General features: G+C 42.9%; 11 protein-coding genes and 1 pseudogene. 10 read left to right on the forward strand and 2 right to left on the reverse strand.

What is annotated here, in order from left to right; translation table 11 throughout:
- Positions 1–33 precede the first annotated feature (33 nt).
- A complete protein-coding gene (locus EHQ17_RS18095) occupies positions 34–1,488 on the reverse strand; it encodes a M20/M25/M40 family metallo-hydrolase (protein ID WP_135593771.1) in 1,455 nt (484 codons plus the stop codon).
- 166 nt (positions 1,489–1,654) lie between these two features.
- On the opposite strand from EHQ17_RS18095, the pseudogene EHQ17_RS18100 reads away from it, so the two are divergent.
- Positions 1,655–2,371: pseudogene (locus EHQ17_RS18100) on the forward strand (hypothetical protein); the annotation flags it as partial.
- A gap of 491 nt (positions 2,372–2,862) precedes the next feature.
- Here the strand turns inward: EHQ17_RS18100 and mnmG are convergent.
- Positions 2,863–4,761, reverse strand: coding sequence for a tRNA uridine-5-carboxymethylaminomethyl(34) synthesis enzyme MnmG (gene mnmG / locus EHQ17_RS18105; protein ID WP_135593766.1), 1,899 nt, complete (start codon positions 4,759–4,761; stop codon positions 2,863–2,865).
- A gap of 141 nt (positions 4,762–4,902) precedes the next feature.
- Between mnmG and EHQ17_RS18110 the strand changes: the two genes are divergently transcribed.
- The 9 genes from EHQ17_RS18110 to dusB all read left to right on the forward strand — a co-directional run bounded on the left by EHQ17_RS18110 (position 4,903) and on the right by dusB (position 16,943).
- Entirely contained in the window at positions 4,903–5,826 is a 924-nt protein-coding gene (locus tag EHQ17_RS18110; RefSeq protein ID WP_135593765.1) for a branched-chain amino acid transaminase, read from the forward strand.
- 5 nt (positions 5,827–5,831) lie between these two features.
- Complete coding sequence (locus tag EHQ17_RS18115; protein ID WP_135593764.1) at positions 5,832–6,770, forward strand: hypothetical protein; 939 nt, start codon at positions 5,832–5,834, stop codon at positions 6,768–6,770.
- 334 nt (positions 6,771–7,104) lie between these two features.
- Positions 7,105–8,418: a chromosomal replication initiator protein DnaA gene (gene dnaA, locus EHQ17_RS18125; RefSeq protein ID WP_135593759.1), complete on the forward strand. Its 1,314-nt coding sequence runs from the start codon at positions 7,105–7,107 to the stop codon at positions 8,416–8,418.
- Between the two features lie 299 nt (positions 8,419–8,717).
- Positions 8,718–9,839, forward strand: a complete 1,122-nt coding sequence (dnaN, locus tag EHQ17_RS18130; protein WP_135593757.1) for a DNA polymerase III subunit beta — start codon at positions 8,718–8,720, stop codon at positions 9,837–9,839.
- A 68-nt stretch (positions 9,840–9,907) separates the two neighbouring features.
- Positions 9,908–11,005, forward strand: a complete 1,098-nt coding sequence (gene recF, locus EHQ17_RS18135; RefSeq protein WP_135593755.1) for a DNA replication/repair protein RecF — start codon at positions 9,908–9,910, stop codon at positions 11,003–11,005.
- A complete protein-coding gene (locus EHQ17_RS18140; protein WP_135593753.1) occupies positions 11,002–11,466 on the forward strand; it encodes a DciA family protein in 465 nt (154 codons plus the stop codon). The genes recF and EHQ17_RS18140 overlap by 4 nt, the downstream gene beginning before the upstream one ends.
- A gap of 65 nt (positions 11,467–11,531) precedes the next feature.
- Positions 11,532–13,460 (forward strand): DNA topoisomerase (ATP-hydrolyzing) subunit B, encoded by a 1,929-nt coding sequence (gyrB, locus tag EHQ17_RS18145; protein WP_135593747.1) that lies wholly within the window; start codon positions 11,532–11,534, stop codon positions 13,458–13,460.
- 17 nt (positions 13,461–13,477) lie between these two features.
- A complete protein-coding gene (gyrA, locus tag EHQ17_RS18150) occupies positions 13,478–15,982 on the forward strand; it encodes a DNA gyrase subunit A (RefSeq protein ID WP_135593745.1) in 2,505 nt (834 codons plus the stop codon).
- A 4-nt stretch (positions 15,983–15,986) separates the two neighbouring features.
- Positions 15,987–16,943, forward strand: a complete 957-nt coding sequence (dusB, locus tag EHQ17_RS18155) for a tRNA dihydrouridine synthase DusB (protein WP_135593743.1) — start codon at positions 15,987–15,989, stop codon at positions 16,941–16,943.
- Positions 16,944–17,063: the final 120 nt, after the last annotated feature.

Consider the following 17,063-nt stretch of genomic DNA (forward strand, 5'->3'; position numbering starts at 1 on the left):
TCCGGTTTCGGGGACTCTTCTTTTAGAAAAGAATCATTCTTCGTAGTTATTGAATTCGATAACCGACTTATGAAGAATTTCGATTCCCGTTTTTAAATGTTCCACGGTAGTGCTTTCGTTTTTGCCGTGAATTCCGTCTATCTCTTCGGAAGTCAATAGAGCCGGAATCAAACCGTAACACTTATATCCAAGTAAACGTAGATACGATGAGTCGGTAGTTCCCGGCGACAAAAACGGAGTGACCACCGAACCCGGTACTACTTCCTGCACCACACCCGAAAGAATTTTAAAGTATTTGGAATCGACGGGAGAAGTTGTCCCCGGTTCCAAATGCCTCGCAGTCACCTGTACGTTGTATTTTTCACCGAGCTGTTTTACCTTTTCGTAAATCTCGTTCTCGTTGAAACCGGGAAGGATTCGAATGTCCACGCTTCCGTTTACTTTAGAAGTTATCACGTTAATTCCCGCGTAGTGCGTATCAACTCCCGTAATACTCACCGAGTTACTTGTCATTGCTCGAAGATGTTTGTTCGTCTGAATCACACCTTTGAGAACGGTTCCTAAAAGAGGATTTCTCGATCTTTTGAGTATGAACGAATTCGGAAAGGGACTTACGACACCCATTTGATAAAAGAAAGAAGCGGTCTCATCCTTAATGATCGTAACCTCGTTCATTTTTTTGAGTTCGTATAGAAAGTCGATGAGGTTCAGTGCGGAATAACGAATCGGCGGCGTACTTCCGTGACCGGGAATATCCTCGGCTACGAGATCCAACCATACTGCGCCTCTTTCCGCGTGCTGAATGTTAAAGATCTTACTTCCTTTGATGACCACGTCTTTGGTTCCGACGCCGCCTTCATTATGAACGAATTCGTATCCGTTGAAAATTTCTCGGTGTTTGGCGATTAAAAATCTCATTCCGAATTCGGAACGGCTTTCTTCGTCGGAGACAGCGAGATACATCAGATTCTTTTTCAATTTAATTCCCGAGTCGTGAATTAAAAAGAACGCATACAACTGCATGATTCCGAGACCCTTCACATCGACTGCGCCGCGTCCAAAAATACGGTCTCCTTTTCTTATTCCGGAAAAAGGATCCTCATTCCAATCCTTTGGATCGGCTTCGACAACATCGATATGATTCGTAAGAATCAAACCTCCTTCCGGATCCGTTCCTTTGATCTCGGCGTAAATGCTCGCTCGATCCGGTTTTCCGGGAACCTCTATGATAGTTGTCGTAATTCCGCGTTTGTCAAAGAGGCTTTTCAAAAACAGAGCGGCTTGTTTTTCGTTACCGCGAACCGTTTTGATTCTCAGATAACTCTGAAGATCTTTGGCGGCTTCCTCCGAAATTTTCGCGTAGTCTTTCGTTTCGAATTTTGTTTTAGGAGGAATGGACTGAATTCCTTTCTCCGTAAAAAAAATCGTATATAACAAAAACAAAGTCAAAGCTCCGAGAAAACCCAAAGCTATTTTCTTCCAATTCATCTTCCATCTCCTCAGTGCGGGTGAGATTAACGTGTCCCTCTTTCCTTTCAAGGCATTTACAACCGAAGATCGGCGTCTTTTTTAACGGCGGAACCTGGATTTGCCGGTTAACCTTTTCATAAGATATCCGATGATTGAAACGTAGAGGTTGAAAATGAAACGAGGATTGTTTTTACTCCTGCTTTTGCCGGAAATCATACTTGCTGTGACCCCGGGAAAGTGGTCGCACATCGATAAATATGTTTTAGGAAATTATTCAAACGGTCCCGTCAAAGAGATCGTTAAGAATGCAAACGGCAAAGTCATCTACAGTGCCGGTTACGAATACGACTCCTTCGGAAAATTGATCAAAGAATCTTATTGGACCGAAGACGGAAAACCGGACGGGGCCACCCTCTTCCAATACAAAGACGGCAAAGTGGTTCGGGAAGAACTCTTCGACAAAGATTCGATTTTAATCGAAACTAGATTATTCCGATATAATTCTAAAGGACAGATCGATCTCATCGAAGTTTTTGATCGTGAAAATAAACCCATACTTAAATCCAGCGTCAGCGCTTGGGATAAGGAATTCGTAAAATCGGGACAAACGACTTGGGCAAACTCTAAAGAAGTCGAAATGTTCACCTTGAATTCAGATGAAAAAAATCCCAAAGCATTGATTCAGAATATTTATAACGAAGAAAAGAAGCAGATCGCTTCGACTAAGTTCGAATATGATGAAACGGGAAGGTTGCTTTCTAGGATTAACGTACAAGGAGAACAAGAAAGAAAAAATCTAATGAATTACGGGTCGGATAATCGACTTCAGAGTTTTACGTTTCACGTGAAACAGAACAATAAGTGGGAATTACTCAAAACTCACGAACTTCTCTATAAATAACCCGGCCAGTTTCATCCGGTTAGCTTGTTCGTAGCGTAACCGGATGCATCGAACATTTTCCCAACCTTTGTCGAACGTTGAAACAGCTTTTTGCTTTGAGGTTGGCTTTCGGAATACCGTCGTTTTGATTTTAGAGGCGGTAGGAATTCCTACTAAATTAGATATATAACGGACTTTGTTTTTTTAAATCTGCGACATCGTCTGCATCGTATAATTTTTTTAACGAGCAGATTCTTCCGCTCGAATTTAGGAATTCCTACGACCATTTCAAATCGAGAAATAGAAAGATGTCGGAATTACGACAGATTGAAAGAAGATCAATCTGGACGTTCCACGAGAAATGAAATCGTGAAAGCCGAATTCGTTTCACGTGAAACAAAAAAAATGGAAGCGGGGTAGGCGAGTTGGATGCGGAAACTTTAGCAGGAAATTCAAAAGGTCGGAACTCCGTACAAAAGTTCGGAGTTCCGACCACAATCTAAAAGAAAAATTCAGACTTCTTGTTTCTTTCTGCCTTTGATATGATACAAAATGAGATCGATATCGCTCGGATCCACGCCGGAAATCTGCGACGCTTTTTCCAAGGTCATCGGCTTATGTGATTTTAATTTTTGAATCGCTTCCTTCTTTAAACCTGGAATCGAATCGTAATTCAAATCATCCGGAATACTCAGATCCAAATACTTATTCTTCCATTGAATTGTTTCCAACTCGCGTTTGATATATCCTTCGTATTTGATTTCCATTTCGAGAATGTTCTTATCGAGCTCCGACCAAGATTCAACCTCGGGAATCATAAATTCCACATCGGCGATCTTAATCTCGGGACGTTTTAAAAAAGAATCCAATTTCATTCCGAACTTGTAATTCGAAATACCCTTTCGATCCAAGAGTGTTTGAAATCCATCGGAAGGTTTTAAGGGAATCCTATAAATTTTCTCACGAACCTCGTTGACCCGCGAATATTTATCATTCATCCGTTCGTAACTTTCTTGATCGACAAGTCCGAGTTCGTATCCGTATTTCATCAATCGTAGATCTGCATTGTCTTGTCTTAGAAGAAGACGGTGTTCCGCACGAGACGTAAACATTCTATACGGATCCTCCACACCTTTGTGAACGAGATCGTCGATCAAAACTCCGATATACGATTCGCTTCTTTTGAATAAAAGAGGAGAAAGATTCTTTAACGAACGAAGCACACTATAAGCGGCGACCAAACCTTGAGCGGCCGCCTCTTCGTAACCCGTGGTTCCGTTGATCTGACCCGCATGATAAAGACCGCGAATCTTCTTCGTTTCCAAAGTAGGTTTGAGTTCCGTCGGATCCACGTAATCGTATTCGATCGCATAACCGGGACGAACGATTTCCGCGTTTTCCAATCCTTTCAAAGAACGCACCAATCTCCATTGGACTTCTTCGGGAAGACTGGTCGAAACTCCATTGAGATAAATCTCCGAGGTTTCATATCCCTCCGGTTCCAAAAAAACCTGATGGCGTTCTCGATCTGCAAAACGAACCACCTTATCTTCGATCGAAGGACAATACCTCGGACCTGTACTTTTGATTTGTCCAGAATACATCGGAGATAAACTCAGATTCTCATGAATGAGTCTGTGTGTTTCCGAATTCGTATACGTGATATAACAAGGAATTTGTGTACGAGTGATCTCCTTCGTTGAAAAAGAAAACGGAGAAGGATGAGGATCCCCTTCCTGAATCGCAAGTTCGCTAAAGTCCACGGAGTTTTTATGGATCCTGGGAGGAGTTCCGGTTTTCAGTCGTCCTAATTTTAAATCGTACTTAGCGAGGGACTTGGACAATCCCTTCACGGTCGGTTCGCACATTCTTCCGTTTTCGTTTTGATACGTTCCGATATGAACGAGAGAAGAAAGAAATGTCCCCGTAGTTAAGATAACATGATTCGTATAAATCTCGAAACCTCGACCCGTCTTAACTCCTACCACTTGATCGTTCTCAATGAGAAGTTCCTCCACCGTATCTTGTCGAATCGAAAGATTTTTTTCCGCTTCGAGAGTGTGTTTCACTTTGAGTTGATATTCTTTTTTTTCTGCTTGAGCGCGCGGAGCCCAAACGCTTGGACCCTTGGATGTATTCAACATCTTAAATTGAATTCCGGTTTGATCGATGACCCTTCCCATCAAACCTCCGAGCGCATCCACTTCACGCACCATATGGCCTTTTGCGATTCCACCGATCGCAGGGTTGCAGGACATTTGTCCGATCGTATCCAAGTTCATCGTGATCAAGAGAGTTTTTGCTCCCCCGCGTGACGCGATATACGAGGCTTCGGAACCCGCGTGACCCGCGCCGACGACGACACAATCGAAACGATTCGGAAAAAAAGAATGGGTTTTGGATTCGATCATCGAGAGCAACTTCCTGAAAAAAGATTATTCAACGTAAAAAGGAGTATTTTAAAAGTAGCGAAAGTCTCCGTGCAAGATGAATCGACAGGAGACCAGACATATTGATTCATGGAATTATATCACTTATCAGGTTCCTGTTCCATGGCAGAATCCATCAAGAAACTATCCTATTTCGAAGGAAAAATCCTTCCCGAATCCGAAGCTAAAATCAGCATACAAACGCACGCTCTCCAATATGGAACAACCGTCTTCGGAGGTCTTCGCGGTTATTATGACAAAGATACGGACAACGTTTATCTGTTTCGTATCTTGGACCACTATCAAAGACTGATCAACTCGACCCGTATCATGCAGTTGAAGTTGGATAAGACGAAAGAAGAATTGCGTGACATAACCGTCGATCTGATTCGTCAATGCGGTTATAAGGAGAATATATATCTTCGACCTTTCGTTTATACTTCCGCGCTTCAGTTGTCTCCCCGATTTCACGACGTTGCGACACAACTTGCGATTTACATACTTCAACTCGACGATTACCTCGATACGAAACGCGGACTAAGAACCATGGTTTCCAGTTGGAGAAGATTCGACGACGCGGTTATACCGACCTTGTCCAAAGTTTCCGGCGGTTACGTAAACTCTGCGCTCGCGAAATCCGAAGCGGTACAAAACGGTTTTGACGAAGCTATCTTTTTGGACGCGCGCGGTTTCGTAAGCGAAGGATCCGCAGAAAATATCTTTCTTGTCCGCGATGGAAAAATCATAACGCCCGGAATCAACGCTTCCTTATTGGAAGGGATCACGAGAAGAAGCGTGATTCAAATCGCAAAAGATAACGGGATCGAAGTGATCGAGCGCGATGTTTCTCGAAGCGAGTTGTATATCGCGGACGAGGTTTTCTTTTCCGGAACGGGAGTTCAAATCGCGTGGGTTTCCGAGATCGATCACAGAAAAGTGGGGAATTCGGAGATGGGGCCGATCACTAAAAAAATTCAAAGTCAGTTTTTCAACTTGGTCGTCAACAGGGACGAAAAATACAAACACTGGCTCACACCGGTATATTAGGAAAAATGAATTCCCCCGCGTTTCAATTGGACGAAATCGTAGGTCAAGAAAACGCTCTGACCTTTTTGAAACGTTACGTATCAAAACCGGAAACGATTCCGCCCTTATTGATCTTTCACGGACCGCAAGGGACAGGGAAAGAATCCGCATCCGAACGTTTTATCAAAAACATATTGTGTTTAGAAGGAACCTCTTGCGGCGTATGCGCTTCCTGCAAAGCGTTTCGAAACAACTCTCACCCGGATTACGTTCGATTTCCCGAAGAATCCGGAAAACAAATTCCCATCGGAAACGAGGATAACCCCGAAGAGTTTTCGATCCGTTGGTTGATACGATCCCGTTTGAATTATAGACCGCATCTCTCCAAGGTGCGCTTTATCGTGTTCCCGGACGCTTCCTTAATCGGGCACGAAGCCGAAACCGCTTTGTTAAAATCTTTGGAAGAAGCTCCTCCGTTTTCCAGATTTATTTTTATCGTGGATAACCTGGACAAACTCAAAGAAACGATCGTCAGTCGCGCCATTTGTGTTCCGTTTCGTTATCTAAGTCAAAAAGAACTTTCTAATATTCATTCGCAAATCGGTCTTCCTATCCTTCCGTTTCAGGGAGGAAGTCTCGCTTTTTCGGAATGTCCTCGAGAAGTCATTCAATTGGTTCAGGAAAAAATCAAGGATCGTTTGGAAACTCAGTTGGATCTTCTCAATCTTGAGTCGTGGATTTCGACTTACAAAGACGAACATCCTGAATGGAAAGAAAATTTTTCATACAAAGAATTTTTGGAGCTCGTAAGTCTCGTCCTTATCTATGAATACACGAGAAAAGACTACGAAAACAACCTCGCAAAAATAGAATCCGTCTTTCAATTTAAGGAAACCGTCCACAAACGAATCACAGGTCTGGAAACGTTCGCTCTGGCGAGATTGTTTTTTCAATTGTCACTCTAAAAACATTCCAAATATTGAATGTATTCCGCGTTCGATATTTAACACACGTTAGTCGAAACGAGACTAAAATTTCAGAATTCTCCGTTTGAGACATAATTTATTATCCCAAACATAAACCCGTTCTTTTTTTCGGAGAAATTTAGGATTCGGGAATTTTCATTTGAGTACAAGACTTCTTTCAAAAATACTGTATTCTCATTCGTACGTTTTTGGGTCTCCGGAAACGAAGTGAAAAGCCGTCTTATTCGACCGGTTTGGAAATAAATTTCCGAACCGATATCCAAAATGATCCCGTTCTTCGGGATTTTTCGTTTTATTTTTTTCGGAGGAACCGTTGAACCTAGCTTGGAATAAAATTTTAGAGGAAGTATCAAAAAAAATCTCTCCTCAATACTATGAAAGGTTCATCGATACCCTAAAATTAGAAACTCTCAACGCGGAAAAATGTATACTTTTAGCGCCTTCGGCCACGATCAAAACACACGTCGAACGAAAGTATCAAAGATTGATTGAAACCGCGATTTTAGAAACCTACGGTGATAAAATTCCCGTGGAAATTCTGATCGAAAGTAAAACGGCCGCTCCTCTTCACTCGATTTTAGAAAAGTCGTTCGATCAAAAAGAATTTCAATTCAATCCGGATTATTCTTTCGAATCCTTTGTGGTGGGAGATTCCAACCGAGTCGCCTTTACTGCGGCCAAAGAATGCGTCCGTAAACCCGCGGATATAAATCCTTTGTATTTATTCGGAAACGTTGGCGTCGGTAAAACTCATTTGTTGCACGCGATCGGATCCGAACTCCTTAAAAAGGATCCTTGGAAAACGGTTTGTTACGTGGATATATCCTCGTTTATGAACGAGTTTCGTTTCGCACTTCAATCAAGAGAGTTGATCGAAAGTTTTAAGATCAAGTATCAGTCCTACAATTGTCTTCTGGTGGATGACATTCAGCTCTTATCCACGAACGCGGAAAAAACGCAGGACGAATTTTTCGCGTTGTTCAACTTTCTCTTTGAAAGAAAGAGACAGATCGTCATCGCTTCTGATCGTCCAAGCTCCGAACTCGCCATCCACGATCGTTTGAAATCTAGATTCGTCACCGGAGTACAAGCGGACATCCAATATCCGGATCGCGATATTCGGAAAGGGATTGTTGCTCACCATTCCAAAATTATGGATTTGGGATTAAGCGAAGATATTCTCGATTTTCTCGCGGATCAAATAGAAGAAGATACAAGGCTTCTTTTGGGAGCGTTGAACGACATATATCTTTATAAAAAATCGTATTCTTTATTATTTCTGAATCTTGAAAAAGTTAAGGAAATCGTCAAAAACCGTCTTTATCGAAAAAAGAACGTGGAGTTTTCCCACGATCGTATCATAGAATCCGTCGCAAAAGAATTCAATTTGAACGCTTCCGAGATCATGGGAAAAAGTAGAAAAAAAGAACTCATCATACCGCGTCATATCTGCTTTTATCTGCTTCATACCGTGTTTAAAGTGAATAAATCGCAGGTGGGAAGATTATTCCAAACGCAACACACTACGGTAATTCACGGTGTTAGAAAAGCGGAAGAACTTCTCTCTTCGAATAAAGAACTTCGTTTTTTAATCGAGAAAATCGGCTCCAAGTATAAATTGCAGTGATACTGCAGTTGTTTCGGAAGAAAAAAACACTGTAAATAAACTGTAAATAAACCATAAAAAAATTAGTAATAACGTATCGCATTTCTGTAAATAAGACATAATACAAAATTACTGTCGCTTTCATTGGGAAATTTACTTAAGAATTATGTCGGAAACGAAAATTCTCTTTTCAAAAAAAATGAGACATATTTCAGTATTCCACAAGAATACGTTTTTATACACATATTTACAGGTACTACTTCTACAACTGTACAATAATAAGAATTTATTTAATAAAGAAATACCTTAGGAGAACTAAATTGAAAATCAAAGTAAATACATCCGAATTCCTTAAAGCGATTCACGCTGTGGAAGGTGTAATCTCCGCAAGAGAGATAAAATCAGTATTATCAAATCTTAAAATAGAAGCCGAAGGAAAAGAGGTTTTTCTTTCCGCTACGGATCTTGAAATTTCAATCAAAACGTCCTTACCTGCGGAAGTGATTCAGCCGGGAAATATATCCTTACCCGCTAAACAACTTTCCAGTTTTTTTAAAACGATCAACTTCGAAGAGACTACCTTATCTTTGGAAGAGTCGGACGGAGATTCATCCATCGCATATATCACGGATTCTTCAGGAAAGAATGATTATAAATCCAAAATCAGCGGAATGGATGCGGAGGAAATCAAAACGATTTCTAAAGTATCGGCTTCTCAAGTTTCTTCCTTTCCAAGCACTCTGATAAACGATATGATTCGCAAAACTTCGTACGCGATCGCACACGAGGATCAGAGATTTATCTTTAACGGTCTTTATATGATTCCCAACGGGGATAAACTGATCTTTGTGGGAACGGACGGACGTAGACTTTGTAAAATAGAAAGAACTCTTCCTTCTCCGCTTCAGTTTAAGGAATCCATAATCGTACCAGCAAAAGCCATCCGTGAAATTTCCAAAATGATCGCCACTTCCGAAACGGGGAATATTGGATTGGTGGAAGGTCAAATTTATGCGTCCGCAAATAACATAGAATTGTTATGTAAGTTGATCGAAGGAAATTTTCCGAATTACGAACAAGTTATTCCTAAAAGTACGAAATTCTCCACGGGCATTTCCAAGGACGAATTCCAAGTGGCCTTGCGTCAGGTTATGACCGCAGCCGAAGAACCTTCCAGACAGGTACGTTTGACTTTCGGAAAAAATAATCTGAACTTCTTCGCTCAAACGTTAGGCGCATCGGAAGCGAGCATCAACAAACCGATCGAATACTCCGGAGAAGAAGTTACGATCGCGTTTAAAGGCGAATACCTGATGGATATTTTCCGTTCGATTGACGACAATGAAGTTCGTATCGAATTCTCCGATTCCAGTTCTCCGGTGATCTTCAAAGATCCTTCCGATCCGGAATTTATTTCCGTGATTATGCCGATGAAGTTGTAGGAGTTTTATTCCAGGGAACATACGAACGTGATCGAAACTGAATTCCTCCATTTTTGCGGAACGTCGTAATGTTTTTAACGCATCTTTCACTTCAAAATTTCAGAAGTCACGAAGAGTTGAGCCTGGATTTCGATTCCAGGCTCATTTTTTTCGTGGGTGATAACGGAGAAGGGAAAACGAACCTTCTTGAAGCGGTTTGTATGCTTTCCTGGTTGAAAAGTTTCCGCGAATCGGAGGATTCCAATTTAATTCGATGGGGAGCATCCAATTACTTTCTCCGAGGAAAAGTAAGGGATAACCGCAAAGATTTCGTTTTGGAAATCGGTTATTCCTCTAAACCGACCGTTAAACGGAAATTGAAACTCAATCAGGAAGAGGTGAAAAAAAGGACAGATCTGATCGGAAAGTTCATCACCGTTCTATTAACCCCGATGGATCTTAAAATCATCGAAGGTGGACCGTCCGAAAGGAGAAAATTTTTAGACGCTTTTCTTTCCTCATTCGATCCGTTTTATTTGGATTGTTTGTTAGAATATAATAAAATTCTTAAACATAGAAACGCACTTTTAAAAAGCGGTAACGTCGATTCCTCCCTGTTGTCGATCTGGGATAAACGTCTGATCGAAAAAGGTTCGATCATTTTGGAAAAAAGAAAATCCGTCGTTTCAGAGTTGAACTCGTATTATCGATCGAATCTGGAAAAACTCAGCGGAGGAAAGGACGCTCTGAATCTTTCCTATGACCCCGACGTAGACGACGAGGCCGAATTCTCCGAAAAGTTGCAACGTAATTTAGGAAGAGATCTGCGTTTAGGGTATACGTCCGTCGGGATTCACAGAGACGACCTTTTTATCGGAGCGGATTCCAGGGACATCACCGAATTCGGATCGCAAGGACAAAAAAGAAGCACCGTAATCGCGTTAAAAGCCGCGACGTTCAATTATTACAAACAGGTTTTAGATACGACCCCGGTCCTTTTGATCGACGATGTGATTCGTGAATTGGACGTAAAACGAAGGGAATATTTCGTTGATCTCGTGGTCAATGCCGGTCAGGCTTTTTTTACGACAACGGACCTCGAGGGAATTCAGGATTATGTCGGAAAATTAGAAGATCAAAAACAGATTTTTCTGATCAAAAACGGAGTCGTAAGTCCTTCAAAATGAACGAAGATCCGATTTCTTCCAAAAAGATCGATACTTCCGAATTTCGATCTATTCTTCAGCAATTAGGAATTACGGAGGAAAGTTTGCGGGAGAAAATTTCCCTTCATACGTTAAGAAACCGTTGGAAGGAAGTCGTCGGCCCGATGTTCGCTCCTCATTCCGAAGTCGTTTCGCTTCAACTCGGAAAGTTACGGATCGTCGTTTCTCACAACGCTTACAAACAAGAACTGCTTTTTCTACAAAACCGAATCCTGAGACAATCGGCCCAGTATTTAGGGAAGGGTTCCGTTCGTTCCATCGAAATTTCCGTCGGAAAATTGACCTCTTCCTATCCTTCCCCGAAACCGGAAACGAACGAAAAAAAAGGTTTAGAAGGTAAAGAAGATTTGATCGCGATTCTTGAAAAAGAAACCGATCCGGAAATCAAAAAACGATACCTCGAGATTCTTCAATATATCTGATCGAAAACTGAATTTCCTTGCCTCCTTACGGTTTTCAGGAAAACTATTCCTGAGGTCTGGAAAAAATGAGTCAAGAAGAAGCAAGCTACAGCGCCGGTCAGATTAAGATTTTAGAAGGTCTGGAAGCTGTTAGAAAACGTCCTGGAATGTACATAGGCACTCAGGACGAAACCGGACTTCACAAAATGGTCTACGAGGTCGTCGATAATTCCGTAGACGAAGCAATGGCCGGACATTGCACCGAAATCAAAATCAGCATTCTCCCCGACAATATAATCGAAGTTCGAGACAACGGTCGCGGTATCCCGGTGGACATTCATCCCGATAAAAAAATTTCCACCATCGAAGTGGTTATGACCATTCTTCACGCGGGAGGAAAATTCGAAAACGACGCTTACAAGGTTTCCGGAGGTTTGCACGGGGTCGGGGTTTCGGTCGTCAATGCGCTTTCCGAATGGTTGGTCGTCGAAGTTCATCAAAGAGGAAAAATATATACGCAGAAGTACGAAAAAGGGATTCCCGTTTCTCCCGTCGAAACCGTGGGGGATACGCAAGAGCGGGGAACCATCGTTCGTTTTAAACCCGATTCCGGTATTTTTACTACGGTCGATTTTCAGTTCGACGTATTGTCCGCGCGTTTCCGAGAATTAGCTTTTTTGAATAAAGGTCTGATACTGATCGTCGAAGATCGAAGAAAAGGTTCCGAAGCGGAGAATCTATTACGAAACGAATTTCAGTTTTCCGGCGGAATCGTCTCTTTCGTGGAGCATATCAACGAAAACAAACATCCGATGCACAAGGTGATCCATTTCGAAAGAAATAAGGACGACGTCCTTGCGGAAATTTCGATTCAATACTCGGAAACCTACACGGAAAACATCTTCTGTTTTACGAACAACATCAACAACAATCTCGGTGGAACCCACTTGGAAGGTTTTCGAGCGGCGCTTACCAGAACCTTAAACGATTATCTGAAAAAGGATGGCACTCTTTCCAAAAAACATCCGACGGGTCTTTCGGGAGAAGACGTTAAGGAAGGTTTGACGGCCGTGATTTCGATCAAAATTCCCCAACCGCAATTCAATTCCCAGACCAAAGAGAAACTGGTAAACGCAGAGATTAAGGGTATTATGCAAACCTTGACCGGCGAAGGTTTAACGCTTTTTTTCGAAGAGAATCCGAATATCACGAAAAAGATATTAGAAAAATGTATTCTTTCGGCAAAAGCTCGGGAAGCGGCTCGAAAGGCGCGCGATCTTACGAGAAGAAAGACCGTTCTTGAAGGCGGTGGCCTTCCCGGTAAACTTGCGGATTGTTCCGAAAAAGATCCGGCCTTATCCGAAATTTATATCGTCGAGGGTGATTCTGCCGGAGGTTCCGCGAAACAAGGTAGGGATAGAAATACACAGGCTATTCTTCCCTTAAAAGGAAAAATTCTCAACGTGGAAAAGGCGCGTCTGGATAAAATTCTCTCCAGCGAAGAAATCCGCGTTTTGGTTTCCGCGCTCGGCACCGGAATCGGGGAGGATGAATTCAACGTCGATAAGATCCGATATCATAAGATTATGATTATGACAGACGCGGACATCGACGGTTCGCACATCCGCACATTGTTGCTTACGTTTTTCTTCCGATACATGAGACCCGTCATTGAAAGAGGATATTTATACGTCGCACAACCTCCTTTGTATCTGATCAAACACGGAAAAAATTCCACGTACGTTTATTCGGACAAAGAAAAGGAAGATCTCCTAAAATCGCTCGGAAGCGATTCTAAAGTGGTGATCCAAAGATACAAAGGTCTCGGAGAAATGAACCCTGAACAACTTTGGGAAACAACGATGGACCCTGCCAACCGAGTCGTGTTGAAGGTCAAGTTGGACGACTTCGTCGAAGCGGAAGAGACTTTCAACATTCTGATGGGCGACGAGGTTCAACCTAGAAAACAGTTCATCGAAGTCAACGCGGCTAAGGTCGCAAACTTGGATCTTTGATCCTAAGGTAAATAGAAATGAGTCAAGAGATGGAAAACGAAACAAAAGTCCTCAGCTATAATATCGCCGGAAGACCCGATATAGGCGAAGCGATTAAAAACGGCGTACGTGTAATTCCCGTAGAAATCGAAGATCAAATGAAGGAAGCCTATTTAGGCTACGCGATGTCCGTAATCGTTGGTCGTGCTTTGCCTGATGTGAGAGACGGATTAAAGCCTGTTCACAGACGGATTCTGCACGCGATGAACGAACGAGCTTGGAGAAGCGATCGCCCTTACGTTAAGTGCGCTAAGATCGTGGGGGAAGTGATCGGTAATTATCATCCGCACGGAGACGCCTCCGTTTACGAGGCCCTTGTGCGAATGGTTCAGGATTTTTCTCTTCGTGTTCCTTTGATCGACGGACAAGGAAATTTCGGTTCCGTAGACGGAGACAATCCCGCGGCGTACCGATACACGGAAGCGCGGCTCGAAAAGGTCGCGGAAGAATTGTTACGCGACATCGAAAAGGAAACGGTAAGTTTTTCGCCGAATTACGATGATACGAAACAACAACCCGATGTTCTTCCCGCAAATTTCCCAAACCTTTTAGTCAACGGTTCTTCCGGAATCGCGGTGGGAATGGCGACGAATATTCCTCCACACAATTTAAAGGAAACGATCGAGGCCGTCATCGCGGTGATTCGAAATCCGGAAATTACGATTCCGGAAATCCTAAAAATCGTTCCCGGTCCCGATTTTCCTACCGGTGGAATTATCATAGGCGGAGAAGGTCTGATTTCCGCGTATTCGACCGGAAAAGGTTCGATTCGTATTCGTTCCAAAGTAGAGATCGAAGAAAAGAAAAACGGAAGAGAAGTCATCGTAGTTTCCGAAATTCCGTATCAAGTCAATAAAAAGGTTCTCTTAGAGAAGATCGGCGAACTCGTAAACGATAAGCAGATCGAAGGAATTTCCGAAATTCTGGACTTATCGGATCGAAAAGGAATCCGCGTCGAAATTCATATTAAAAAAGACGCAAACGCTCAGGTCATCCTCAATCAATTGTACAAGATGACGCAGTTACAGGTGAGTTACGGAATCACGATGCTCGCGATTCTCGATAATAAACCTAAAATCTTTAATATTAAGGAAATTTTAACTGCCTATTCCGCGCACAGACGAGAAGTTATAGTACGCAGAACGCAGTTCGATCTGGACAAAGCGGAAAAGCGCGCGCACATTTTGGAAGGTTTGAAGATCGCTCTCGAAAATATCGAAGAAGTGATCAAAGTCATTCGAGCCTCTAAAAATCCTCCGGAAGCCAAAGAACAACTGATGGCGCGTTTTAGTCTTTCCGACGTTCAAACCGATGCGATTTTAGAGATGAGACTACAAAGGCTGACCTCTTTGGAAGTTCAAAAGATCATCGACGAACTCGAGGAGGTTCGCAAGTTGATTTTGGATTTAAAGGACATTCTTGCAAAACCATCCCGCGTTAACGATATCGTATGCACCGAACTTCAGGAGGTCGGAGATAAATACGGTAACTCAAGAAAAACGGATATTTCCATCGAAAGTATCGAAAGCTCCTCTTTCAATGCGGAGGATTTGATCGCCGACGAGGAAATCGTAATTCAGATTACGTACGATCAGTTCGTAAAACGACTTCCGATCGACACATTCAAACGTCAGAAACGCGGAGGTAAGGGAATACAAGGCCTTTCCCAAAAACGAGACGACGTGATCAAAATCATGAAAGCGGCGATGACGCACGATAGTATCATGTTTTTCTCCAATATCGGTAAAGTGTACGTCATGAAGGCGTACGAACTTCCGATCGCATCCAAAGAAGCGCGAGGAAAATCCCTAAAGGCGATCATCAACTTAAGGGAAGACGAATATATCTCTTCCGTATTCGCTTTCCGTGAAGAGGATATGGATAAGGACCTCCTTCTTGTTACACGAAGAGGTTTTATTAAACGAATTCAATTAAAGGAATTTTCCAACGTAAAAAAATCAGGCATCATCGCGATCGGTCTTAGGGACGGCGACGACCTAATCAAAGTGGAAGCGATCGCCGACAAAGACGAGGTCATCATTTTCTCCAGAAAAGGTTTGGCGCTGCGAATCGAAGGAAACATCATCCGAGCACAAGGAAGGACCGCGAGCGGCGTGACCGGAATGCGATTGGCCGACGACGACGCGATCGTGGGTTTGAGTAAATACAAGGAAGGAGAGGACATTTTCGTCGTCTCCGAAGAAGGTTACGGTAAACGCCTCGGGTTCGAAGAATTCGCAGCCAAAGGTCGGGGAGGAAAGGGAATGGCGTATCTGAAAGTTACGGATAAGAACGGATTCTCCATCGGAACCGGATCCGTCGGTAACGAAGATGAAATCATTCTTATCACACAACAGGGAATGACGATTCGGATAAACGCATTCGATATTTCTAAATTAGGTCGGACAGCGGTCGGAGTTCGTCTTGTGGATCTGAAAGACAACGACAAGGTTCAGGATTTCACCGTACTCGGCGAAAATTAATTCAATGATACGGATCGGAAATGTAGTGATACCCGGGAGAATTTCGCTTTCTCCTATGGCGGGTATCTCCGATTCTCCCACTCGTAGAATTTGCCGGAAATTCGGAGCAGCCTTTTCGTTCACCGAGTTCGTCAACACCGATGAATTGGTTCACCGCGCTCCGAAGGCGATGAAATTATTTCATTACGAACCCGATGAAAGACCGATTACGTTTCAAATATTCGGAAACAGATTGGAGAACATCGCACAAGCCGCGGAAATCATTCAAGAGCTAAAGCCCGATATCATCGATTTGAATATGGGTTGTTCCACTCGGAAGGTTTCTTTGCGGGGAGCGGGAGCCGGTCTTTTGAGAAGACCGACCTACGCAGGCAAAATCATAGAGGCGATCAAAAAGCGCGTTTCCGTTCCGGTTACCGCGAAAATTCGTATCGGTTGGGATTCTCAAAGCAAAAACTATTTGGAAGTCGCGCATATTTTGGAAGAATCGGGTGCGCAGGCCATTACCGTTCACGGTAGAACCAAAGAAATGGCGTATACGGGTTTGGCGGATTGGGAAGCGATCGGCGAGGTGAAAGCCAAAGCGAAAATACCGATTTTCGGCAACGGAGATATCTCGAGTTTCCAAGAAGCGAATCAGAAATTACGAACTTATGCTTTGGACGGGGTTTTAATCGGAAGAAACGCGATCGGAAATCCGTGGATTTTTTCTCCGATTCTAAAACGAGAATTGAGTTGGGAGGAAATTCGAGAGGTGTTGTTGCAACACGCGCTCTGGATGACCGAAGAGTTCGGCGAAGAATTCGGTCTGGTTCTATTTCGGAAACATCTCGTTAAATATCTCTCCGGTTTGGAATTCGATCCTCGATGGAAATCGGAGCTTTTGGAAATCCGAGAATGGAATCGCTTTGAAGATTTGATTTTTTCCGATAAAGAAAAGACCCAAGCGGTTCTCGTTTAATTCAAAACCTTCCCTCGTTGGAACGTACGACTCGGTTGATTCGTGTACGACTATAAATCGAAATCGCTTCCTTAGAACGTGAAAAACATTTTCCTTGACTATTTTCGGGAACGAACTTAA

The sequence above is a fragment of the Leptospira gomenensis genome (assembly GCF_004770155.1).
GTDB classification, from domain to species: domain Bacteria; phylum Spirochaetota; class Leptospiria; order Leptospirales; family Leptospiraceae; genus Leptospira; species Leptospira gomenensis.